Consider the following 22,350-nt stretch of genomic DNA (forward strand, 5'->3'; position numbering starts at 1 on the left):
ATGCGTATCTGGACATTTGACACCACCCTCCGTGACGGCACGCAAGGCGAAGCCGTGTCTTTCTCAGTGGAAGACAAGCTGCTCATTACCCAGAAGCTCGACGAACTGGGTATCGACTACATTGAGGGCGGCTGGCCGATGTCCAACCCGAAGGACAAGGAGTTCTTCCTGAAGGCGCGTGAGCTGAAGCTGAAACATGCCAAGCTCACCGCCTTCGGGGCGACCCGGTTTGCCCGCAACCCGGTGGAGAAAGACTCCAACGTCCTGGCGCTGCTGGAGGCGGAAACGCCGGTCATCAGCATCTTTGGCAAGACCTGGGATATCCACGCCACGCGCGTTCTGGGAATCTCGCTGGAAGAGAACCTGACGTTGATCGCCGACACGGTGCGGTTCCTCAAGGACCATGGCCGCGAAGTGGTCTACGACGCCGAGCACTTCTTCGACGGCTACCAGGCGAATGCGGACTACGCCTTGAGCACGCTGGAGGCCGCAAAGGAAGCGGGCGCGGACGTATTGTGCTTGTGCGACACCAATGGCGGGACGCTGACGCACCGCCTGGCCGAGATCGTCAGCATTGTCCGCGAACGGTTTGACGGCATCCTGGGCATCCACTGCCACAACGATTGCGACCTGGCCGTGGCCAACACCATGGCGGCGGTGGATCAGGGCGTGACGCATGTCCAGGGCTGCATGAACGGCTATGGCGAGCGCTGCGGCAACGCGAATCTGTCCAGCGTGATTGCCAACCTGGAAGCAAAACTGGGCCACTCCACCATCGGCCCGGAGAAGCTGACTTCGCTCACTTCGGTGGCGCATTACATCGCCGAATTGGCCAACCTGCCGGTACCGGCGGGCCAGCCGTTTGTGGGCCGCAGCGCGTTTGCCCACAAGGGCGGCGTGCACGTCAGCGCGGTTTTGAAGGACTCGATCACCTATGAGCACATCCGGCCGTCCGTTGTCGGCAACCGCCAGCGCGTCCTGTTGAGCGATCTAAGCGGCCGCGGCAACATCCTCTACAAGCTGCAGCAGTACGGCATTGGCGACCGCCTGAAGGACGATGCCAAGCGCGAACTGCTCGACCGCATGAAGACGATGGAGTACCTCGGCTACGAGTTGGAAGCCGCCGAAGGGACCTTCGAATTGCTGGTGCGGGAAGCCCTGCAGCCCGGCATGCATTTCTTCGAAGTGGTGAGCTTCGAAGTGGGTACTCGCATGATCGGCAGCCGGCCATCAGAAACGACGGCGACGATCATTCTGCGGATCAACGAGGCGATTCATTCGGCCACCGCGTCGGGCGAAGGTCCGATGAACGCGTTGGACCTGTGCCTGCGGCAGTGCATCTCGGCCACGTATCCGGCCATCGCCAGTGTGCGGCTGACCGATTATAAGGTGCGCGTGATCTCGACAGAGAAAGGCACCGCCTCGAAGGTGCGCGTGCTGGTGGAATGGTCCGATCACCGGCGCTCCTGGGCCACGGTGGGGGTCAGCGACAACGTGCTGGAAGCGTCGTGGAATGCGCTGGTCGACGCCATCCGGTTGGAACTGATGCGGCTGGCGGACAAAGACGAGTCGATTGAGAAGGCCGTCGAGGATTACTGCTGGGGCGTGTAGGTTTAGATCGATTGCGTAAGATTGCCGGGGCTGCCTGCCGATGCGGGCGGCCCCTTCGCTTTGGAATGCGAGAATGGTTCGGATGCAACGGATTCCCAAGGAAAAGATCGTCCGGGCCCTGATGAAGGAGATTCAGAGGCCCAATGAAGAGCGGGATTCCGCCATCATGCGCGTGATCCGGTCGATTCCCAAGGGCAAGGTGGCGACGTACTCGCAGATTGCTGGCGCAGCCGGATATCCGATGTACCACCGGCTGGTGGCGCGCATCCTGCGGCACTCCGGCGGGCGCCTGCCCTGGCAACGCGTGGTTGGCGCCGGCGGCGAAATCAAACTCCATCTGGACGCCGCGCTGGAGCAACGCCTGCGGCTCGAGATGGAGGGCGTGACGTTCCGGGGCCGGCGCGTGAACATGGAGCAGCACCAGCACGTGTTCCGGATGTGGGAAGAGGAGTAAGACCGCGCCGGGATGGACAGGCGAACGAACAGTTAGAATTGTAGTTTGCGCTTATTCTTTTCACGGCATATCCCGCACTTCCGGCGCGTGCTGCTGGTTGAGAGCGGCTCGCGGTATCTGGTGGAGGGTCTGCTGCCCAGCCTCTACGCGAAGTTCGCTGAAGGGCAACAGGTGGATCTGGTCACCTGCTTCCCCGGCGTACCGAAGGGTTTCGACGCGTCGCGCGGGCGGGTCCACCGGGTGACCGACTATATCGGCTCCGAGGCGCGCACCCGCTTCTATTCGAAGCTGCGGGCGCAGGGCTACGAGATCACGGGGATCATCTGCTCGGGCGAGCCGATCATGACGAAGTGGAAGTGGGTGCTGGCCTGGCAGGTGCAGGCCAAGGTCTTCATCCTGAATGAAAACGGCGACTACTTCTGGTTCCAGAAATCCGAGTGGCGCACGATCAAGCACTTCATCCTGTTCCGGGCCGGCCTGAGCGGTTCTGCCGGCATCAGCACCGTCCTGCGGGTGCTACTGTTCCCATTCACGTTCACTTACCTGCTGCTGTGTGCAGCGTATTACCATCTGCGGAGGATCGCTCGAACATGAAAGCTGTATTTGTTACGGAATTCGGCGGCGTCGACAAGCTGCAGTATGACGATCTGCCCGTGCCGGAACCGGTGGAAGGCCAGGCGCTGGTACGAATCCATGCCATCGGCGTGAACTTCATCGACATCTACTTCCGCACGGGCCTGTACCCGGCGGCCCCGCCGGTGATTCTCGGCATGGAAGCGGCTGGCGTAGTGGAAGCCGTCGCCCCGGACGTGAAGAGTGTGAAGCCTGGCGACCGGGTGGCCTTCGGGACGGTGCGCGGCGCATACGCCGAGTACGCCGCCCTTCCGGCCTGGCAACTGGTGCCGGTACCGGACGAGGTGGATTTCCAGACGGCGGCGGGCGCCATGCTGCAAGGCATGACGGCGCACTACCTGACCCATTCGACCTACCCGCTGAAGCAGGGCGACACCTGCCTGGTTCACGCGGCGGCAGGCGGCGCGGGGCAATGGATTGTGGCGGCCGCCAAGCTGCGCGGGGCACGCGTCATCGGAACCACCTCCTCAGCGGCCAAGGCCACGGTGGCAAGGCAGGCAGGCTGCGACGAGGTGATCAACTATTCCGAGCAGCAGTTCGACACGGAAGTGCGCAGGCTGACCGAGGGCCGAGGCGTCGATGTGGTTTACGACTCAGTGGGTGCGGCGACCTGGGAGCGCAGCCTGAACTCGATCAAGCCGCGCGGCATGATGGTGACGTTCGGGAACGCCAGCGGCCCCGTGCCTCCGATGGCTCCGCTGGTGCTGAACCAGAAGGGATCCCTCTACCTGACGCGGCCCAAGCTGGGCGACTACACGTCGACGCGGGCCGAACTGGAATGGCGCGCTTCGGATATCCTCCGCTGGCTGAAGGACGGCACCTTAAAACTGCAGATCCACAAGGTGTACCCATTGGCCGAAGCGGGCCAGGCGCAGACGGACCTGGAGTCGCGCGCAACGACTGGCAAGTTGATCCTCATCCCTTAGAAATCGAGAGCGCCCTTGGCAGAAGTACGGCCGAAACGAGCGCTGGGCGTGTTCGACGCGACGATGATCGTCATGGGCGGCATCGTCGGGTCGGGCATCTTCATCAACCCTTACGTAGTCGCCCTGCACGTCCATACGCCGGTGCTGATCCTGGGTGCATGGCTGATGGGCGGCGGGCTGGCGATGATGGGCGCGTTCATCTGGGCGGAACTGGCCACGCGCCTGCCAGACTTCGGCGGACAGTACATGTACCTGCGGGAGGCGTACCATCCACTGGTCGCGTTCCTCTACGGCTGGGTGCTGCTGCTGGTGACGCAGACCGGCGGCATGGCTGCCGTGGCGATCACCTTCGCGCGCTACTTCCGGGAGATTTCGGGGCTGGACTTCAGCGACGGCGCGATTGCCGCGGCGGCGCTGCTGGGCCTGACGGCCATCAACTGCCTGGGCGTACGGGCCGGCAGCAATGCCCAGACGGTGCTGATGCTGCTGCGCGCCGGGGCGATTGCCGTGATGGTCCTGCTGGGTCTGTTTCTGGGCGGAGGTGAGCTGCATTGGTCGCCGGTGCTCGACCAACCGGTCTCCTTCGGGCTGATCGCCGCGATTGGCGCCGCGATTGTGCCGATTGCCTTCGCTTACGGTGGTTGGCAGACGGCGAGCTTCATCACAGGCGAGATGCGGAACCCCGGGCGAGATCTATCCCGTGGCCTGGTATTGGGCGTGACCGGCGTCGTGGTGCTCTACCTGTCGGTTAACTTCGTGTGCCTGAAGATGCTGGGCGCGCAGGGCCTGGCCGCGACAAAGACCCCGGCTACGGCGGTGATGCGCGCCATCCTGGGTGACCGCGGAGCGTGGTGGATCGCCATCGGCATTGCCACCTCGACGCTCGGCTTCCTGAGCCAGGGGATCCTGACGGCTCCGCGAGTCTACTACACGATGGCGCGCGACGGCCTGTTCTTCGAGAGCGTCGGCCGGCTCTCCCCCAAGTCAGGCGTCCCCGTGGTAGCCATTGTCCTGCAGGGCGTGATGGCGACGCTGATCGCGCTGTCTGGGCGGTATGAACAGATCCTCAATTACGTCGTTTCGGTCGACTTCATCAGTTTTGGGCTGACGGCGGCGGCTTTGTTCGTGGTGCGAGCCAAGCGGCGCGGCTTGACCGGCGAGGGTGTGTTCCACACGCCGGGCCATCCCTGGACGACCTCCGTGTTCGTACTGGCCTGCGCGGGCATCGTCGCCAGCACGGTTTCGAGTTCGCCGGAGAACAGCCTGGTCGGGCTGTCCATCCTGGCCGGCGGCATTCCGGTGTATTTCTATTGGGGCCGGTGGAAACGCCGGCCCGGCGGGAAGGAAGCATGATTCAAAAGCATTCTGATTACATGAACTGGGCCAAGACCCGGAGCCATGCAAAGTTCAATCTGGCCACCAGCGGCGTGGGTTCGTTTCCGCTGCGGGCGTTGCCGATTGGGATGGACGACCTGGAGATCAACGGCGATACCAAGTATGGGTTCCTGCCGCTGCGCGAGGCGCTGGCCGCGAAGTGCGGCGTCAGCGCCGAGTGCGTGGTGACGGCCGATGGCGCATCGCAGGCGAACTACCTGGCGATGGCCACGATCCTTAATCCGGGCGATGAGGTGCTGATCGAGCAGCCCGCCTACGAACTGCTGGTCTCGGCGGCGCAGTTCACCGGAGCCACCGTCAAGCGCTTCCTGCGCCGCGAAGAGGACGGTTACGCACTGGATTTCGAGGAGATCCGGCGCAACCTTACACCGAAGACGCGGCTGATCGTGATCACGAACCTGCACAATCCGACCAGCGTGCAGGCGGCTGCTGGTGTCTTCGAGCAGATTGGCGCGCTGGCGCGCGAGGCCGGGGCCCGGGTGCTGGTCGATGAGATCTACGTGGACGCGATCTACGAGAATACGCCGCCGAGCGTGTTTCACCTGGGGCCGGAGTTCGTCGTCACCAACAGCCTGACCAAGGTCTACGGTGTAAGCGGCCTGCGCTGCGGCTGGATCCTGGCCGAGCCGGAACTGGCTTGGGCAATGTACCGGCTGAACGATCTGTTCGGGTCCATCCCGTCGCACCCGGGCAACCAGATCGCGCTGCGGGTGCTGCAGCATTTGGATATGGTGCGGACGCGGGCCCGCAGGGTGGTGGAAGCGGACCGCGCACTCTTCAACGCGTTCCTCGATGAACACCCTCAAGTGGTGGCGCCCCGGACCGCCCACGGCACGACGGCCTTTGTTCGCCTGGCCGGCGGCGGCTCTGCCGAATTCGTCGACCGGTTACGAGCGGAGTATGAGGTCTCGGTGGTGCCTGGCAGATTCTTCGACAGCCCGGAGCATTTCCGCATCGGCATGGGCGTGAACACCGGGATGTTCCAGGAGGGTTTGCGCCGGATGGGCGAACTCCTGGCGCGGTTCCAGCCTGTCTAAAGTAGCGGTAACCGTTCGCCGTGCGGGTCCATATAATACCTATGGGGGCCTACAGTATGCGGCGTTTCGGTAAGCTTGCGGTTCGAGGGATGCTGGCGGTGTGGCTTGCCGCCGGAGCTGGCGAGGCGCTGGCGCAATACCCGCAACAGTATCCGCAGCAGTATCCGCCGGGCCAATACCCCCCGGGCCAATACCCGCCAGGGCAGTATCCGGGCGGTCAATACCCCGGTGGAAGCGGCGGTGGGCTGCCGATGCCGCGCATCAAGTGGCCGAAAAAGAAGTCCAAGGACGACAAGAAAGACGAGAAGAAGGAAGGTTCCGACCAGGAGCTGAAGATCGCACTCCGTTCGGTGGACGGAACACTGCGCAACTTTGGCGAGAAGGACCTGCTGCTGGAAACATCGACGACGCGGGTGCTGCGGTTCCGCCTGCTGCCGAAGACGCAATTCCGCAATCCCGAAGGCGAATCGATGCGCGACTCCCTGCTGCATCCGGGCGACCGGCTGATGGTGCAGGTGAGCGCCGATGACACCGAAACCGCCTACCGGGTGACCCAGGTCCGTGTAGGAACTCCGGACGAACGCAAGGAAGCGGAGCGGAAGGTGGAGGCGGCGCTGATCCACCCCCCAACCTCGCAGGATCTGGACGGGACGGCCCCGGCAGAGCCCGAAGCTGCCGCGGCAAAGCCGCCTGAAGACGAAGAGGGTCCGCCCAAGAAAGAAGCGCGCGGGGAGCCCCAGGCACTGGAAGATGCGCGTCAAGCCTCCGCCAGCATCCTGCAGGACATGCCCAATTTCGTGGCGGAACAAACCACGACCCGGTCCAGCGGCTTCACCGATCCGCCACGCTGGCGCGTCGTCGACATTGTGGCTGCGGACGTGTCGGTGGTGAACGGCAAGGAAGAGTACAAAAACCTGCGGATCAATGGCCGCCCCACACAGGATCCGATCGGCAAGACAGGTGCCTGGACGACAGGCGAGTTTGTCGTGACGCTGCAGGACATTATGTCTCCCGTCACGAATGCCAGGTTCACGCGGCATGGCGAGGAGCAGATCGGCGGCAGGACTGCCCTGCTCTTCGATATCAGTGTGACCGCGGCGAATTCGCACTGGATCCTGGTCAGCCAGGACGGCAGGCAGGTGCGGCCCGCATATACAGGCCAGGTGTGGATCGACAAGGCGACACACAAAGTACTGCGTATCGACCAGAAGGCCATCATCACGCGGGACATGCCCTACGAAAGCGCGGAGACGTCGGTGGAGTTCGGCTTCATCAAGCTTGATTCTGGCACCTTCCTTTTGCCGTCAAAGGGCGAGAGCGTGGGATGCGTGGGCGGGGACGCTCCGTGCTTCAAGAACCAACTGGTCTTCAAGGGCTACCGCAAATTCGGATCGTCTTCGACCATCACCTTCGATAAGTTTGCACAGTCGCGGTGAGCCGAATCCGGCGGTGAGCCGAATCCGGCGGTGAGCCGAATCCGGCGGTGAGCCGAATCCGGCGGCAAGCCGGCGCGCGATGCTTCCTCTCCGGTCAACTATATCGCGTTACGATATTATCGTAGTACGATATAAACATGATCACGACAGGCCGCAAGCCGTTGTCGGCGGTGGAGTATCAGGAGCTTGCCGAATTCCGGTACCAGATCCGCCGCTTTCTCCAGTTCAGTGAAGCCATAGCGAAGGCGGAGGGACTCGAGCCGCAGCATCACCAGGCACTGCTAGCCCTGAAGGGGCTGCCCTATGGCTTGGAGCCCACGATCGGGGCGGTGGCTGAGCGGCTGTTCCTGCGGCATCAGAGCGCCGTGGGTCTCGTGGACAGGATGGAGCGCGGCGGCCTGGTGCAGCGTGTCGCGGCCAAGGCCGACGGCCGGCAAGTGCTGGTGAAACTGACGCCGCATGGCGAAGAGGTGCTGGCCCATCTCTCATTGACGCACCGTGAAGAGTTAGAGGAAACGGCTCCACAACTTTCCAAGGCTCTGCGGGCGATCATCCGCCGGTCGGCGCAGGGCGGGCTGGCATGAGTAAGGGCGCCGGAGAGTTGGGCGATTTCACGGCATCGGCCCGCCTGGTGCCGATTTCGGCGCTGGCAGTGGTCATCGGGCTGGTGAGTTCGGTCGTAGCCCTACTGCTGTTGAAGCTGATCGGGCTGTGCACGAACCTGTTCTACTTCCAGCGCTGGTCGACGGAACTCGTGTCGCCGGCGGGACACCATCTGGGCGCCTGGTCGGTCCTGGTGCCGGTGGCGGGCGCGCTGGTGATCGGGCTGATGGCGCGCTACGGGTCGGAGCGGATTCGCGGGCACGGCATTCCAGAGGCGATCGAGTCGATTCTTTTGAACGGCAGCCGCGTACAGCCCCGCCTGGCCATCCTGAAGCCGCTGTCGTCGGCAATCTCCATCGGCTCGGGCGGACCGTTTGGAGCGGAAGGGCCCATTATCATGACGGGCGGCGCATTCGGCTCGATGATCGCTCAGTTGTTCCACCTGAGCAGTGCGGAGCGGAAGACGCTGCTGGTGGCCGGCGCGGCCGCGGGCATGTCGGCCACATTCGCGGCTCCGTTATCAGCCGTCCTGCTGGCGGTGGAACTGCTCCTGTTTGAGTGGAAGCCGCGCAGCCTGATCCCCGTTGCGCTGGCGAGCGCGAGTGCAGGCGCAGCACGGCGGTACCTGATGGGGCTGGGTCCGTTGTTCCACACGGCCGCGCATCCTGTGTTCATCGGCCCGGCGGGCCTGGCAGGCTGCGTCGTGGCGGGACTGCTGGCCGGGTTGCTGTCTGCGGCTTTGACCCGCGCGGTCTATGTGGCCGAGGACTCGTTCCAAAAGCTGCCGATTCATTGGATGTGGTGGCCGGCGATCGGCGGGTTGGTCGTGGGCCTCGGAGGACTCGTGTTCCCGCAGGCTTTGGGCGTGGGCTACGAAACAATCGGCGCGCTGGTGCAGGGCGATGTGCCGAAGGCCACGATCATCGGGATTCTGGTGGTGAAATCGATCATATGGGCCGTGTCGCTGGGCTCGGGGACGTCAGGCGGGGTGCTGGCTCCGCTGCTGATGATGGGCGGAGCGCTGGGTGGAGTGGAAGCCATGTTCCTGCCGGCCGTGGGCGCAGGCTTCTGGCCGCTGGTGAGCATGGGCGCGATCCTGGGAGGCACGATGCGGTCGCCGTTCACAGGGATCGTCTTCGCACTCGAACTGACGCACGACTTCAGCGCGCTGCTGCCGCTGCTGGTAGCCAACGTGATCGCCTATGCGGTGACGGTGCTGATGATGAAGCGCTCGATCCTGACTGAGAAGGTGAGCCGGCGCGGGTTCCACCTGAGCAGGGAGTACGAGGTGGATCCGCTGGAGATCCAGTTTGTCCGCGAGGTAATGCGGGCCAACCTGGTGGCATTCCCTGAGAGCGAGACGCTGGTGCAGATCGCCGGCTGGTTCCGGCCAGACCATTCGCCGCGGGGGCAACATCTGTTTCCCGTGGTGGATGAACAGAAACGGCTGCGGGGCGTGATCACGCGAAAGGACGTGCGGCTGTGGCTGGCGGACGGAGACGGAAAAGGCCGACAGACGGCGGGCCTGCTGGCACGGCGGGATCCGGTGGTGGCTTACACGGATGAACCACTGCGCGTAGCAGTGTACCGGATGGCGGAGAGCGGTTTCACGCGCATGCCGGTAGTGGACCCGGCCAACGGAGATCGACTCGCCGGCATGATTTCGCTGGAGGATCTGCTGCGGGCACGCTCGAGGAACCTGACCGAGGAGCGGCACCGCGAGCGGGTGCTGCGGATCCGGTTGCCGTTTGGAAGAAGGGCGGAGGAGGCGAGGCAGGGGCGCTGATGAAGCTTCCCTGCCCCGTGAGACTAGACGAGGATGGCGAACGTACTCTCGGTACGCTGGACGCGGTTGTAGGCGGTATCGCGCTCGACCGGTTCGCGGCCGGCGGCGCGGATCAGGCTCAGCAGCTCGTTGCGGCGCAGGCCCTGGCTGGTGTCGGCTCCGGCATCGTGGTAGATCTTCTCCTCCACCACGGTACCGTCGATGTCGTCGGCTCCGAAGCGCTGGGCGATCTGCGCGATCTTGGGCGTCATCATCACCCAATAGGCCTTGATGTGCGGGATGTTGTCGAGCATCAGGCGGGCGACGGCGATGTTCTTGAGGTCGTCGAAGCCGGTGGTCTTCGAGATGTGCTCCAGCGGCGTGTTGTCCGGATGAAAGGCCAGCGGGATGTAGGTGACGAAGCCATTGGTGTCGGACTGGACGGCGCGCAGGCGGACGAGGTGATCCGTGCGATCCTCCTCGTTCTCGATGTGGCCGTACAGCATGGTGCAGTTGGACTTCAGGCCCATCTTATGGGCGAGGCGGGCGATATCGAGCCACTCGTTGCCGTCGATCTTGTGATCGCAGATAATGCGGCGGACTCGCTCGGTGAAGATCTCGGCTCCACCGCCGGGCATGGAGTCCATGCCGGCTTCCTTGAGGCGGCGCAGCACCTCTTCAATCGGGATCTTGAAGCGCTTGTGGAAGTAGGCGATCTCCACCATGGTGAAGGCCTTGAGGTGGACCTGCGGATAGCGCTGCTTGAGGCCGCGCAGCATCTCGCAGAACCAGTCGACCGTGAGTTCGGGGTGGAGCCCGCCGACGATATGGAACTCGGTGACGGCTTCGCTGACCCCGTGCCCGGCACGAGCCCAGACGTCCTCCAGCGACATGGTGTAGGCGGTGGGATCCTTGGCCTTCTTGCCGAAGGCGCAGAGCTTGCAGGAGGCCACGCAGACGTCGGTGGGGTTGATGTGGCGGTTTACGTTGAAGTAGGTGACGTTGCCGTGCAGACGCTCGCGAACCAGGTTGGCCATGTGGCCGACGGCGAGGAGGTCGGGCGAGCGGTAGAGGGTCAGCCCGTCTTCGTAGCTGAGCCGTTCGCCGGCCTTGACCTTGTCGTAGATGGGCAGCAGGCGGCGGTCGTCGAAAGTGGGCTGAGAGAAATCAGGCAGCATAGGTGTGTCAGTTTCCCAGGAGATGCAGTCCGGGCATGGCGGAGAGGATGTCAAAGGCCCAGAAACCAAAGAATAACATGCCGACCCAGCCGTTCACGGTGAAGAAGGCGGCGTCGACACGGGAGAAGTCGTTGGCATGGACCAGAGAATGTTCGTAGAGCAGCAGGGCGGCCACCACGCCGATGCCGAGCCAGGACGAGATGCCGCCGCCCAGCGAGAGGGCCAGCAGCACCAGGCAGCCGATCATGGCGAGGTGAAAGAAACGGGCAACGATGAGCGCATTGGCGAGGCCCAGTTTGGCGGGCAGGCTGAAGAGGCCTTCGCGCTGGTCGAAGTCATAATCCTGGCAGGAGTAGATGATGTCGAAGCCGGCGGTCCAGAGGGTGACGGCAGCAGTGAGCCAGAGGATGCGCGGATTGAGCGAGCCGGTCATGGCGATCCAGGAGGCGGCCGGGGCGATGCCCAGCGCGAAGCCCAGGACCACGTGGGAGAGAGGCGTGAAGCGTTTCGTCCAGGAGTAGAAGAAGACGACGCCGAGCGCGACCGGGGCGAGGCGGAAGCAGAGCGGATTCAACATGCCGGCGGCCAGCAGGAAGACGGCCGAGGTGGCGGCGATGAAGCCCCAGGCAAAGGTCCGGCTGAGCAGCCCGGCCGGGATGTGGCGGGCCTTGGTGCGCGGATTGCGGGCGTCGATATCGGCGTCAAGGACACGGTTGAAGGCCATGGCGGCCGAGCGCGCACCCACCATGGCGACGACAATCCAGGCGAGCTTGGCCGCCATGCCGTCCAGCGGGTAGCCGATGGAGCGCCAGCCGAGCAGGGCGCCGGTGAGGGCGAAAGGCAAGGCGAACACCGAGTGCTCAAACTTGATCATGTCGAGCGTCAGGACGAGGCGGCGCCAGATGGCTGGGGGACTAAAAGTAGAGGTGGCTTGGTGCATTCCGGCTGGCAATCCAGCTACCATTTTAATCGATGCATGTAAGACGCTTCCGGATTTTCTGGCTGGCGACGGCGGCCCTGTCATTTCTGATGGCCGGCTGTGGCGGCGGCGAGAGCGGAAACGGAGTGGGTTACAACTCGCGCCAGGTGACCTTCCCGAACGGCACGAAGATCCGGGCGGAACTGGCGATTCAACCGGCGGATGTGATGCGCGGCATGAAGTTCCGCGATTCGCTGCCGGAGAACGAGGGCATGTTGTTCGTCCACCAGAAGGAGGGCAAGTACCCTTACTGGATGTTCGAAGTGAAGGTGCCGCTCGACATGATCTGGATGGATCGCCAGCATACAGTGGTTCAGCTGGTACACAAGGTGCCGCCCTGCCCCGGTCCGCAGGAGAAGTGCCTGTCGTACGGTGGGGGCTTCAACGCCGCCTACGTGTTGGAAGTGGCCGCCGGCGTGGCTGCGAAGAACAATATCAAGCCGGGCATGACGCTGGATTTCTAGAGAGGCGCAAACACCGAAATGGATCAGGATCACCTCAAGTCACTGTTGGAACAGGTGCGTTCGGGCGCGGTAGAGATTGACGCGGCGATCGAGCGCCTGCGGCACATGCCGTTCGAGAATCTGGGCTACGCCACGGTGGACCATCATCGCGCCATTCGCACCGGGATGCCGGAGGTGATCTTCGGCAAAGGCAAGACCACTGAGCAGATCCTGGGGATTGCGGAGCGACTGCTGGAGCGGGCTTCCAATGTCCTGGTGACGCGGACCAACGAAGAAGTGGCGGGCCGGATGAAGGCGTTGTACCCGGAGGCCGAGTATTTTCCCGCCTGCGGGGCGCTGCGGGTGTGGCGCGACCGGACCATGCACGGCAAGGGACCGCTGGCTGTGATCAGCGCGGGTACAACGGACATGCCCGTCGCCCTCGAAGCGGTGGTAACGGCCGAGGTGATGGGCAACGATGTGGATCAGATCCATGACGTCGGCGTGGCGGGGATTCACCGGCTCTTCGGAAACCTGGATCGCATCACAAAGGCGCGCGTGATCGTCGTGTGCGCAGGGATGGAGGGTGCCCTGCCCAGTGCCGTGGGCGGGCTCGTCAGTTGTCCAGTCATCGCGGTGCCGACCAGCGTGGGTTACGGCGCCAGCTTCCATGGACTGGCAGCGCTGCTGGGGATGCTGAATAGCTGCGCCAGCAACGTGAGCGTGGTGAACATCGACAACGGGTTCGGCGGCGGCTATGTCGCCAGCCTCATCAACCGTCTGTAGCGGCGCCAGCGGTTAGCCGGCGGCGCCCATTACACCTTGGCCAACAGCTTCGGCGAAGACGTACATTCCAAATAAGGGCGTCGGCTCTCCCCGGCCCCAGCGGCTGACTTTCCAGTCAACACGCAGGAAACGAACGTCCGGCCGGTCAGAGAGATCCACAATCAAGCTATACACACCGCAATAAAACTTCTGCGGAAAAGCGGCCAGAGGCTTGTCGCCCCAGTTTTCACCGTCCACTGAGCCGGAAATCGACAAGTCCAGGCTCTGTTGTTCAATGGTTCGATGAATCCCCAGCGTCAGGCTGATTACATCGCCTGCGGAATCGCCGATCTCGAGCGTGGGACCGGACCCGTTCTGACGGACTACCTGTTCCGGCAGGAGGAAATTCGGCAGCATCGTTTCTCCTTCAGCCAATCGAATGCACTTCAACTGCTATGACGCTTGTTAGCGTCAGTTAGTCGGCGGCACCACGGAACGCACGCTGTAAACGGCGCCCCGCCTCCTCCAGCGTCTCATACTTCTTACAGAAACAGAAGCGAATTAAGTGCGATCCCAAACCCTGCCGGCTGAAAAATGACCCTCCAGGTACACATGCAACTCCCACCGTTTCAACAAGATGACGGCTAAGGAGAACATCATCCGAATACCCGATGGATTTAATGTCGCTCATGATATAGTATGCGCCGGCGGGCCGATAGGGGGCCAATCCGGCAACTCGGAGCAGCCCCATTAGATAGTCTCGGCGCTCAGCATAATGCACTGCTAAATCAATGAAATACTTGTCAGGTAAAGATAGGGCAAACGCGCCCGCCTGCTGCAGCGGTGTGGCCGCGCCCACAGTCAGGAAGTCGTGTACCTTCCGGATGGACGTAGTGAGGTGGGGAGCCGCCAGTACCCAACCGACGCGCCACCCGGTCACTGAGAACGTCTTGGACATGGAGTTGACCAGGATGGTGCGGTCCCGCATGCCGGGCAGGGTCAGCACAGGAACGTGGACGGCGCCGTCGTACAGGATGTGCTCGTAGATCTCATCTGTGATGCAGAGGGCATCATGCTCCTGGCACAGTTCGGCAATCAACTCCAACTCCGTGCGAGTGAAAACCTTACCCGTCGGATTGTTGGGCGTATTGACGATGATGGCCTTCGTCTTTGAGTTGAAGGCAGCGCGCAGTTCGTCGGGATCAAACGTCCAGTCCGGCGCGTGCAGCGTGACATACCGCCGCTTGGCCGAGCAGAGATCCGCGTCGGGCCCGTAGTTCTCGTAGTAGGGCTCGAAGATCACGATCTCGTCGTCAGGATTCGTCGTGGCGAGCAGCGACGCGATCATGCCCTCGGTGGAGCCGCAAACGACGGTGATCTCGGTCTCGGGGTCCAGTTCCAACGCGTAGTGCCGGAGGTACTTCGCCGCAATGGCGTCGCGCAGCGGCTTGGCGCCCCAGGTGACGGCGTACTGGTTGAAGTCTTCCTCGATGGCGCGGGTGGCCGCCTCTTTGAGCTCGGCCGGCGCGGGGAAATCGGGGAACCCCTGGGCCAGGTTCACGGCGGAGTGGCGCAGGGCGAGGCGGGTCATTTCGCGGATGACACTTTCGGTGAAGTGCTCCACGCGGTGGGCGCGAAAGCGCTCAGTTGTTGGTTCGAGTGGCACTCGGCTTACCTTTTTTGGAGTTGGAGTGTTTCGACTTCCTGGTCGTCGCTTTGACTGGTGCTTTGGCGGTCTTCCTGGCCGGCGGGGCGGCAGTGATGGTGGCCGGCGGCGGGGGCGGCTCGGGCTCGATGGAATACGGTTCGTTGGCGTAGATCCGGCGGTACATCTCCGCGTTGCGCATGACGATCTGGACGTATTCGCGGGTCTGCGTAAACGGGATAGTCTCCACGAATTCGCTGGATTCGCGGAAGTCCCACCAAGAGCGCCAGACGGGCACGCGCGAGGGCCCCGCATTGTAGCCGGCGAGGGTGTCCTCGACACTGCCATTGCGGGCGGCCAACTGGTGCTGCAAATAGTAGGTCCCGATGTTGAGGTTGATATCCGGGACCTTCAGGGAGCTGGGCATGACGGCTTTGAGGCCGACGCGGCGGCCGAGTTCTCGGCCGGTGCCGGGCATCACCTGCATCAACCCCACAGCCTTGGCCACGGAGATAGCCGCCGGGTTAAACTCCGATTCCTGGCGGATCAGCGCGGCGACGAGGAAGGGATCGAGCGACCGCTCCTTCGCAAAGCGTTCGATCTTGGCGCGGTAAGGAAACGGGAAGGCGAGCTTCCAGAAGCTCTTGGGCGCGCCCTCCGCGGTCAGCCACAGGTAATCCGGGATGGTGCTCTTGATGTAGCGCAGGCCGACGTCGGGGGCTCCGCGGCGATGGGCGGTTTCGGCCAGTTCGACGGCCAGGGGGAAGCGCTTGCCGCCGTTGCGGATCCCGAAGCGCAGTTCGCCTTCGGCCCACTGGTCCAGGCCGGCACGGGCCAGCAGGCGAGCCCGCTCGATCCGGCGGCTGGTGAGTTCATCCGCGTTGAAGTCGGCCTGGCGAATGCGGTCGGGCCAGGCGATGGTGCCCAGCCAGCGTTCGGTCTCCGGCGAAGCCGCCGCGAGGGCGACCTGCGAGCGTTTCAACTGCTCCCGGGCCAGCGCGGTGTAGTAGTAGTTCGGGAAGCGGCCCAGCACCTCGTTGTAGAAGCGTTTGGCCGCCGGCAGGTCGGAAGCCGACTCGGCCAGGCGGCCCAGGTAATACAGCGCGGCGCCGGCCTTGTCGGAGGACGGGTACTGGGTGACGTGCTGGCGGAGCAGTTCGCCGGCGTTCGCCTTTCGTTCGAGATACACGCGCCAGGTGTACTTCCAGTGGCAGCCAGGCCCTTCCTCGGAGTTGGGGAAGGCCTCGGCGCAAGCCTGGAAGAGAGGCGTGAACTTCCTCCAGTCGTTGGCGACCAGGTAATTGTTAGCCGCGAGGATCAGTGCCTTCAGCCGCCAGGGTGAGGAGGGCGCCTTGGGGCCGATCTCCTGCACAGTGGCCAGCATCTCGGCATCGCGATCGAGACGGCGGTAGCAGGCGGCGAGGTAGTAAAGGCGTTCGGCTTCGGCCTCGGGATCGTCCACCTGCAGGCTGCGCAGGTAGGAGGCCGCTGTTTCCGTGCGCTTCATCTGATAGTCGGCAGCGCCCAGCCGGACGCGGGCCTGGTCTCGTTCCAGGCCGCCCAGCAGGGGGATCATGGCTTCGAGTTCGGACTTGGCGCGGGTCGCCTGGCCGCCATCGATCAGCTTTTGCGAGCGCTGCAGGCGGGCTGTGGGCATGGCCGGCGGATAACGCTCACCCAGTTCCCGTTCCAGCCCGGCCAGGGCCGTACCGGCGTCTCCAGCCTCGGCGGTCAGCGGGTAGTAGAAGTAAACAGTCTGGTACTGCACGGCTGCTGAAACTGAGTCGCCCGTGCCCGAGTAAGCCTGGGCGAATAACAAGGCGGCCTGCGGCATCGGCAACTGATCCATTGCGACGCGGCTGAGCGCCTGCAGGGCAGGTCCGAAGGAGTTCAGTTCGACCAGCGCGCGGGCCGCCATGATCGCGGCGCGGCCGGCCAGGGGCGATGCCGGAGTTTGCCGGAAGACGGGCTCCAATGCGGGCGCAACGGCGGCATAATTCCTGCTCTGCAGGTGCGCCTGGGCCGTCCAGAAGGCGAGGTAGTCGGCAATCTGGGGCAGGCGGGCAGGCAGTCCGGAAAACTGTCCCAAAGCCACCGCGGACGCATTCTTGTCCAGGGCTTCCACACCGGCTTTCAGGCGCAGGGCCGGGTCTGTCTGCGCGCCCGCGGTGAGCGCGCAGACTAAGAGCGGGATGAGCCCGCCGCCCGCGCGTTTGGCTTTAGACGAGTGGGCCCGGATATTCCGGCCCCAACAGCGAAGCATCGTCATTGGCAAGAGTACGGACCAGCTCCATGTGAAAGTAATCGATCATGGACGGGATGTGGAGAAACTCGTGCTTGAACTGCGCGCGGCCGCGATCCATCTCGCCGCGCAGGGCCACGTAGAGCCTGGCGTCTTCCCTGCCCTGGCGGACAGCCTGGGCCTGATACAGGCGCATCTCCGCGACACGGACGCGGGCGAAACGCTGTGCTTTGGCGTGGAGTTCCTGCTCTTCACGAGGCAGCTTGGACCAGTCAGGACCGGTGGCGGCGGGGGCGGCGACCGGCAAGGCAACCACCGGTGCGATGCTCATCAGGTTGCCGGCCGGCGCTGAGGTCGCCTGGCGCTGGGAGGCCTGGCGGGCGTCCAACGTGTTGCCGGCGATGGCGGTGATCACTTCCAGCACATTCACATCGATCGGTTCGGAATCGTTCTCAGCGTAAAGAATCGCGGCAACGCGCCGTTTGCCCTGGCTCTGGCCGACGATGACCGGCAGCAGGGAAACGCGGCGGTCTTCGCTGGAGCCGAGGACGTCAGCCAGGCGCGCCGAGATTTCGCCCGCGGTGGCCATGCAGATGACGGCATCCATGGTCTCCAGCACGCTGCCGAAGGCAGGCGCGTCGCTCAGCGCAATCCGGCCATCCAGGACATCGGCCAGACCCTGCTCTTCATTGGAACGATGGTCTTCGTACTGAAGTTCGCCATTGATCACGCTGAACAGGATGGCGCGGGAGGCGTAGGCGGCGGCTCCGTCCAGCAGCGCGGCAGCCCACGTGTGGCCGTCTTCCGCCTGGTCCAGCCGGCGGGCGGTCTGGTTGAGACGTTCGCTCATGACGCGCAATGAGGCGGCGCGGACACGGTCTGACGCCTCCGCCACACGGGCCGCGGTGCGAGTCTCGATCTCTGCCTCGAAGCCGGCACGCAGGGCCGCGAAACGCTCTTCGAAGACGCGCTCGATGTTCTCCTGCCAGCCGCGTTCGATCTGCTCCTGCAGCCGTTCGACATGCAACTGCCAGGCGGCGGTTATCTGCTCGCGCGCCGTGTCTCGTTCCGCATCAACGAAGTCGCGGGCGGGTGGCAGCGCTTGAAGTTCATCCATAGACAAATTCATCAACCCTCGCTCGAATTTTAGCGCGTTCGGCTGCTATCGCCTGTTGCGGACTCAAACTGTAGGGGCTGCAGGGTGCCCGTCAGCCGCAGGGCACGGTGAGCGCCCGTCAGATCCACGATGACTTTCTGGTCGCCTTTGGGATCGGCCGCGGCCCATCCCTGGCCCTGCATCCACTCGCCGCCATGCTGGGCTTCCAGGCAGCCGATCTTCAGTCGCTGGGCGCGTTGGCCGTCAAAATCGAGGCAGCCGGAGACCTGTTTCAGTGCATCGTCGCCCAGATCCACTGAACGGGCCGTGAACTGGCCCGTACCCCGAAGGTTTGGCGAAAACGGTGTAGCCAGGCTGGAGGCGCGAGCATCCAGCTCGAAGTCGAGCGTCCCCTGTTTCCATTCAAACCCATCCACGTGGCCCTTCAGCCGGTAATCGAACCGTTCCCCCCCAAGGTTCAGGCGGATCCGGCCGGAGACGGCTGCGTCATCCCAGCGGGCCGAGACGTCGGGCAGTTCCAGCGCGGCGCCGTCCCAATAGGCGTGGCCGGCAAAGTTGGAGAGCGTTTCCTCGCCGAGCTTGAGGGCTGCGATGTGGATGTCCCCCTCGGCGTGGCGGGCCCGCAGCCAGGCGGGTACGGGCTGGGCGCGGCGCAGGGTCCTGTCGATGAAACCGCGCCGGGTGAGGAGTGCGGGCCGCAGAAACTGATCGATGTCGGCACCCTGGATCTCATCGATTTTCAGGTTGAACTTGTAGGGGCGCCGCGCATTGACGAGCCCCGAATGGGCCAGTTCGAGTTGAAAGGGCTGTTTTCCGAAGAGGCCGCGAGCCTTCCGCAGGCTCCACTGGGTGGGCTTCAGCGCCAGGGAGCCAGCTTCGAGAACGACGGGCTGGGCAGCCCCATCCAGGGCGCACTGGACGCGGTCAAGCCCAACTTCTCCAGACCAGCCTCCGGCAACAGGGTGGTCGACATTCTGGGCCGTACGCTCGTAACTGAGCGCGCCGCGCAAGTCGCCTTCTGTGCAGGCCGCCAGCAGCGGGACGGAGGCGACGTCCTTCAGGCTGGAGATGGCCGCCTGGAGCTCAGTTAACGCCAACCCTTCGGAATCGATCTGGAAACTCAGCGCCTCGGAGGTCATCTCCCACGCTCCGGAGATCTCCGCCTGGTGGCCGCCGGGTGTGGCGACCTTGACCGGCGCGAGCGAGACGCCCTCGCCAGCGAGGGAGACCTGGGCGGTTTCGAAGGCCAGCGGGCCGGCCGCCCCCAGAGTGACTTTCCCCTCGCGCAGCTCGACGCTGCCTTCCAGCGGCTTCGCCTGGGAGTAGGTGATGGAGCCGACTACCTTGCCGAGCACCGTGAGCTCTTCCGGCAGTTTGGCGCCCAGGCGGCGGCCGAAGTCCAGCAGCGCGGGCGCGGGGATCTCGTCGAAGGCGAACGCGGCGCTCCATTGGGGATCCAGCAGCAGGCGGCGGCACTCGAGTTGAACCATCAGCGGCAGGGGGGCCTTCTCACGCGGCTTGCGGGTGGCGATCTGGAGGGTCTCGCCGGGCAGGTTCAAAGTCCCTTCGTAGGCCAGCGCCCACTGGTTGCCGCGGAGTCCGAAGAATGTGGAGCGGTCGACGTCTTCGAGTTCGACCGAACCTTTGACGGTCATGTTATTCAGCGGGCCGTCGAGGGAGGTGCGGGTGCTGAAGCGGCCCTGCACGCCCAGGTCGTGGCCGGTGAGCAGGGTGAGGAACTCGCCGATCGGGCTGCGGTCGAGTTCCAGTTCCACCGCGAGGGTGCCGTCGCCGCCGCCCGCGGCGCGCCATTTGCCGCTGCCGGTGAAGCGGCCGAAGCCCTCTTCGGCGCGGTCCGTGCGGGCAGGCGAGGCCTCATAACGCCACTGCAGCGAGCCCCCGGTGGCGTCCGGCGGGTCGATGTCGAGGTCGACCCCGTTCAGGAAGAGGGGCGACTTCAGCGTGCCGGTGCGGAAGTTGATGCGGCTTTCGCGGATCTCAACAGCCGGAGCGGACCCGCTTTGCTTGACGTTCGTGGCCATGCGGCTCAGCAGCCGGGCAAAGTTCCAGCCCAGGTCGTCCTTGCGGGCGAGGTTGACGCTGGCGTCGACGAGGCGGACAGAGGAGATGCGCAGGCGGCCCGTAAACAGGCTGGTGAAACTGATGCCGGCCTGCATCTCACCGACATAGGCGAGGGGCTCCAGGCCAAAGGCCGGTTCGTCGGGGATTACGAGGTCGGTCGCGGACAGGCCCGGCTTCGGGAACACCTGATAGCGGACTTCGCGGACTTCGACAGGCCGGCCGAGCGTCTCGCGCAGGGCGGATTCGAGCGGCGCGCGCATGCGGCCCGCGTCGAGCTCAGGCGCGACCAGGCCGGCCACTCCGGTCAGAACCGCAATTCCGGTGCAGATGAGGGCGACGCGGCCCCAGCGGATGGTCATGGGCGGACCTCCGCCAGCAGCGCCTGGTAGGCGGCCGGATCGTCGATGTCGAGGTGGATGGCGGGGTCGTCGACGTCCACGTAGAGCGTCGTGCCCAGGTGGGCGTGGACCACTTCGCGGGCGGTGGCGGACGGAGCGAGCGCGAGGAATTCAGGGATCAGGGTATAACGCATCAACACAGGGTGGCCGCGGCGGCCGGAATGTCTGGGAATCACGATATCGGATTCGGGCGAAGAGTGGAGCGCCGCGAGCAGGCGGCGTAGCGTGCCGGGCTGGACGCCGGGCGAATCGATGGGCAGAAAGAAAACGGACGAGCAGGGCGGCAGGGCGCGCAGGCCGCATTGGAGCGAACTGAGCTGGCCGCGGGCCGGCTGTGGGTTGAGGACCAGCGTCGCGAGGTCGGCGTTCAAGAGTCCGGCGGCGATCTCGGGCGCGGCGTGGCCCAGCACGGCAACTACGGGAGCGCAGACTGCGCGGAATAGCGCAATTTGGCGATCAAGGAAGGTCTCGCCATGGAATTCGAGCAGCGGTTTTGGGCGCCCCATGCGCGAGGAGGCTCCTGCGGCGAGGAGCACGGCCGCGGGCTGGAGTAAAGCGGGGTTCACTTCTGGAGCGCTCGCACTTCGTCGCTCGCATGCAGGGACTTGGACAGGGCGCGCCAGCCGGACTCGGAGTTCCGGCGGACGGCAATCATCTCGGCGGCCACGCTGACTGCGATCTCTTCCGGCGACTGGGCGCCGATATCCAGACCCATGGGGGCCGAAACGCGCTGGAAGCTTTCGGCGGGGATGCCCTCTTTTTCGAGCTCGCGGACCACGCCGATCACCTTGCGTTTGCTGCCGATCATGGCGATGTAGCGAGCCGGGGTGGTGACGGCCCAGCGCAGGATGCGCATGTCGTCGCGGTGGCCACGGGTGACGATCACCAGATAAGAGGAGGATGTGATTTCGAGCTGCGGGAAGAGTTCCTCGTACTCTCCGGCGAGGATGTCGTCGGCGATGGGGAAGCGCTCGCGGTTGGCGAACGACTCGCGGTCGTCGACGACGGTGGTGGCAAAGCCGATCAGCGATGCGACCTGGCAGAGGCTCTTGGAGATGTGTCCGGCGCCGAAGATGAAGGCGCGCGGCTGGGGCTCGATGGGTTCGATGAAAACCTCCAATTGGCCTCCGCAGATCAGGCCGTTGTCGTAAGCGGCATCCTGGCCCAGTGAGAAGTTCAGGCGGCGCGGCTTGCCGGTCTCCATGACTTCGCGGGCCGCGGTCCAGACTTCGGCCTCGACGCAGCCACCGCCGATGGTGCCGGTGATGGAGCCGTCCTCACGCACCAGCAGTTTGGCGCTGGTGTAGCTGGGGATCGACCCGTTGGCTTGTACGATAGTGGCCAGGGCGCACTTCTGGCCGGCACGGCGCAATCGCACCAGTTCTTCAAGTACGTCCATTCCCTAGAATTATATCGTGTGGGCGAGGAAAGGCAGGTTATTCCTCTCCGGGGGCGGGCGCGGGCTGGATTGGGCTGACGGAGACAAGCGTGGCTTCGTTCGGAGAATGTGCAGCGGGGGAATCCATGGCGCTCCTCGATTGCAGCCGGAGCCGGGGCGTGAGCGGGGTTCCTGCCAATCCTTTTGGGTTGTGGTTGACTCCACGGCAGAAGCAGGGTGAACTACGGCCGGGCCGCATCTCT

Annotated in this window: 20 protein-coding genes; 11 read left to right on the forward strand and 9 right to left on the reverse strand. The window is 64.3% G+C overall.

The genetic code is table 11. The features are described from left to right. From cimA to IRI77_RS06780, 9 genes are all read left to right on the forward strand, one after another. On the forward strand, positions 1–1,611 hold the full coding sequence (gene cimA, locus IRI77_RS06740) for a citramalate synthase (protein ID WP_194451306.1): 1,611 nt from the start codon (positions 1–3) through the stop codon (positions 1,609–1,611). Between the two features lie 82 nt (positions 1,612–1,693). Next, positions 1,694–2,065, forward strand: a complete 372-nt coding sequence (locus IRI77_RS06745; protein ID WP_228486627.1) for an MGMT family protein — start codon at positions 1,694–1,696, stop codon at positions 2,063–2,065. Positions 2,066–2,110: 45 nt separating this feature from the next. Continuing rightward, positions 2,111–2,659, forward strand: a complete 549-nt coding sequence (locus IRI77_RS06750) for a hypothetical protein (protein WP_194451308.1) — start codon at positions 2,111–2,113, stop codon at positions 2,657–2,659. Continuing rightward, positions 2,656–3,624 (forward strand): quinone oxidoreductase family protein, encoded by a 969-nt coding sequence (locus IRI77_RS06755; RefSeq protein ID WP_194451309.1) that lies wholly within the window; start codon positions 2,656–2,658, stop codon positions 3,622–3,624. Before IRI77_RS06750 ends, IRI77_RS06755 begins: the two co-directional genes overlap by 4 nt. 15 nt (positions 3,625–3,639) lie before the next feature. Next, a complete protein-coding gene (locus IRI77_RS06760) occupies positions 3,640–4,977 on the forward strand; it encodes an APC family permease (RefSeq protein WP_194451310.1) in 1,338 nt (445 codons plus the stop codon). Next, a complete protein-coding gene (locus tag IRI77_RS06765; protein ID WP_194451311.1) occupies positions 4,974–6,056 on the forward strand; it encodes a pyridoxal phosphate-dependent aminotransferase in 1,083 nt (360 codons plus the stop codon). Before IRI77_RS06760 ends, IRI77_RS06765 begins: the two co-directional genes overlap by 4 nt. 56 nt (positions 6,057–6,112) lie before the next feature. Next, the gene (locus IRI77_RS06770; RefSeq protein ID WP_194451312.1) at positions 6,113–7,492 is read left to right on the forward strand and encodes a hypothetical protein; all 1,380 of its coding nucleotides are present in this window, start codon (positions 6,113–6,115) and stop codon (positions 7,490–7,492) included. Between the two features lie 137 nt (positions 7,493–7,629). Beyond that, entirely contained in the window at positions 7,630–8,076 is a 447-nt protein-coding gene (locus IRI77_RS06775) for a MarR family winged helix-turn-helix transcriptional regulator (RefSeq protein ID WP_194451313.1), read from the forward strand. Then, the gene (locus tag IRI77_RS06780; RefSeq protein WP_194451314.1) at positions 8,073–9,881 is read left to right on the forward strand and encodes a chloride channel protein; all 1,809 of its coding nucleotides are present in this window, start codon (positions 8,073–8,075) and stop codon (positions 9,879–9,881) included. The genes IRI77_RS06775 and IRI77_RS06780 overlap by 4 nt, the downstream gene beginning before the upstream one ends. 23 nt (positions 9,882–9,904) lie before the next feature. On the opposite strand, the gene mqnE is transcribed toward IRI77_RS06780, so the two are convergent. Both mqnE and IRI77_RS06790 read right to left on the reverse strand, forming a co-directional pair. Then, positions 9,905–11,038 (reverse strand): aminofutalosine synthase MqnE, encoded by a 1,134-nt coding sequence (mqnE, locus tag IRI77_RS06785; protein WP_194451315.1) that lies wholly within the window; start codon positions 11,036–11,038, stop codon positions 9,905–9,907. Between the two features lie 7 nt (positions 11,039–11,045). After that, positions 11,046–11,978: a UbiA-like polyprenyltransferase gene (locus tag IRI77_RS06790; RefSeq protein ID WP_194451316.1), complete on the reverse strand. Its 933-nt coding sequence runs from the start codon at positions 11,976–11,978 to the stop codon at positions 11,046–11,048. Between the two features lie 32 nt (positions 11,979–12,010). Here IRI77_RS06790 and IRI77_RS06795 point away from each other — a divergent pair, with 32 nt between their 5' ends. Further along, complete coding sequence (locus IRI77_RS06795) at positions 12,011–12,481, forward strand: DUF192 domain-containing protein (protein WP_194451317.1); 471 nt, start codon at positions 12,011–12,013, stop codon at positions 12,479–12,481. Positions 12,482–12,499: 18 nt separating this feature from the next. Continuing rightward, positions 12,500–13,246 carry a nickel pincer cofactor biosynthesis protein LarB gene (gene larB / locus IRI77_RS06800; RefSeq protein ID WP_194451318.1) on the forward strand — a complete coding sequence of 249 codons (747 nt, stop codon included), beginning with the start codon at positions 12,500–12,502 and terminating at the stop codon, positions 13,244–13,246. A 12-nt stretch (positions 13,247–13,258) separates the two neighbouring features. On the opposite strand, the gene IRI77_RS06805 is transcribed toward larB, so the two are convergent. The 7 genes from IRI77_RS06805 to IRI77_RS06830 are packed head-to-tail and all read right to left on the reverse strand — an operon-like array spanning position 13,259 to position 22,108. Beyond that, a complete protein-coding gene (locus IRI77_RS06805) occupies positions 13,259–13,642 on the reverse strand; it encodes a hypothetical protein (RefSeq protein WP_194451319.1) in 384 nt (127 codons plus the stop codon). A 58-nt stretch (positions 13,643–13,700) separates the two neighbouring features. Next, a complete protein-coding gene (locus IRI77_RS06810) occupies positions 13,701–14,816 on the reverse strand; it encodes an aminotransferase class I/II-fold pyridoxal phosphate-dependent enzyme (protein WP_407674105.1) in 1,116 nt (371 codons plus the stop codon). A 52-nt stretch (positions 14,817–14,868) separates the two neighbouring features. Continuing rightward, complete coding sequence (locus tag IRI77_RS37900) at positions 14,869–17,133, reverse strand: lytic transglycosylase domain-containing protein (RefSeq protein WP_228486629.1); 2,265 nt, start codon at positions 17,131–17,133, stop codon at positions 14,869–14,871. Continuing rightward, entirely contained in the window at positions 17,090–18,229 is a 1,140-nt protein-coding gene (locus IRI77_RS06815; RefSeq protein WP_194451321.1) for a hypothetical protein, read from the reverse strand. Before IRI77_RS06815 ends, IRI77_RS37900 begins: the two co-directional genes overlap by 44 nt. A 29-nt stretch (positions 18,230–18,258) precedes the next feature. Continuing rightward, positions 18,259–20,670 carry an AsmA family protein gene (locus tag IRI77_RS06820; protein WP_194451322.1) on the reverse strand — a complete coding sequence of 804 codons (2,412 nt, stop codon included), beginning with the start codon at positions 20,668–20,670 and terminating at the stop codon, positions 18,259–18,261. Beyond that, on the reverse strand, positions 20,667–21,275 hold the full coding sequence (locus IRI77_RS06825; protein ID WP_228486630.1) for a nucleotidyltransferase family protein: 609 nt from the start codon (positions 21,273–21,275) through the stop codon (positions 20,667–20,669). Before IRI77_RS06825 ends, IRI77_RS06820 begins: the two co-directional genes overlap by 4 nt. Beyond that, complete coding sequence (locus tag IRI77_RS06830) at positions 21,272–22,108, reverse strand: XdhC family protein (RefSeq protein WP_194451324.1); 837 nt, start codon at positions 22,106–22,108, stop codon at positions 21,272–21,274. Before IRI77_RS06830 ends, IRI77_RS06825 begins: the two co-directional genes overlap by 4 nt. Positions 22,109–22,350: the final 242 nt, after the last annotated feature.

This window comes from Paludibaculum fermentans, assembly GCF_015277775.1.
In the GTDB taxonomy this organism is placed as follows: Bacteria; Acidobacteriota; Terriglobia; order Bryobacterales; family Bryobacteraceae; genus Paludibaculum; species Paludibaculum fermentans.

What these genes read in the sequence shown, in the direction of transcription:
- IRI77_RS06810 (WP_407674105.1), bottom strand. Translation starts at nt 14,816, where the DNA reads ATGACCCGCCTCGCCCTGCGCCACTCCGCCGTGAACCTGGCCCAGGGG.
- larB (WP_194451318.1), top strand. Translation starts at nt 12,500, where the DNA reads ATGGATCAGGATCACCTCAAGTCACTGTTGGAACAGGTGCGTTCGGGC.
- IRI77_RS06765 (WP_194451311.1), top strand. Translation starts at nt 4,974, where the DNA reads ATGATTCAAAAGCATTCTGATTACATGAACTGGGCCAAGACCCGGAGC.
- IRI77_RS06830 (WP_194451324.1), bottom strand. Translation starts at nt 22,108, where the DNA reads ATGGACGTACTTGAAGAACTGGTGCGATTGCGCCGTGCCGGCCAGAAG.
- IRI77_RS06780 (WP_194451314.1), top strand. Translation starts at nt 8,073, where the DNA reads ATGAGTAAGGGCGCCGGAGAGTTGGGCGATTTCACGGCATCGGCCCGC.
- IRI77_RS06820 (WP_194451322.1), bottom strand. Translation starts at nt 20,670, where the DNA reads ATGACCATCCGCTGGGGCCGCGTCGCCCTCATCTGCACCGGAATTGCG.
- IRI77_RS06790 (WP_194451316.1), bottom strand. Translation starts at nt 11,978, where the DNA reads ATGCACCAAGCCACCTCTACTTTTAGTCCCCCAGCCATCTGGCGCCGC.
- IRI77_RS06755 (WP_194451309.1), top strand. Translation starts at nt 2,656, where the DNA reads ATGAAAGCTGTATTTGTTACGGAATTCGGCGGCGTCGACAAGCTGCAG.
- IRI77_RS06775 (WP_194451313.1), top strand. Translation starts at nt 7,630, where the DNA reads ATGATCACGACAGGCCGCAAGCCGTTGTCGGCGGTGGAGTATCAGGAG.
- mqnE (WP_194451315.1), bottom strand. Translation starts at nt 11,038, where the DNA reads ATGCTGCCTGATTTCTCTCAGCCCACTTTCGACGACCGCCGCCTGCTG.
- cimA (WP_194451306.1), top strand. Translation starts at nt 1, where the DNA reads ATGCGTATCTGGACATTTGACACCACCCTCCGTGACGGCACGCAAGGC.
- IRI77_RS06815 (WP_194451321.1), bottom strand. Translation starts at nt 18,229, where the DNA reads ATGGATGAACTTCAAGCGCTGCCACCCGCCCGCGACTTCGTTGATGCG.
- IRI77_RS06805 (WP_194451319.1), bottom strand. Translation starts at nt 13,642, where the DNA reads ATGCTGCCGAATTTCCTCCTGCCGGAACAGGTAGTCCGTCAGAACGGG.
- IRI77_RS06770 (WP_194451312.1), top strand. Translation starts at nt 6,113, where the DNA reads ATGCGGCGTTTCGGTAAGCTTGCGGTTCGAGGGATGCTGGCGGTGTGG.
- IRI77_RS37900 (WP_228486629.1), bottom strand. Translation starts at nt 17,133, where the DNA reads ATGCTTCGCTGTTGGGGCCGGAATATCCGGGCCCACTCGTCTAAAGCC.
- IRI77_RS06745 (WP_228486627.1), top strand. Translation starts at nt 1,694, where the DNA reads ATGCAACGGATTCCCAAGGAAAAGATCGTCCGGGCCCTGATGAAGGAG.
- IRI77_RS06795 (WP_194451317.1), top strand. Translation starts at nt 12,011, where the DNA reads ATGCATGTAAGACGCTTCCGGATTTTCTGGCTGGCGACGGCGGCCCTG.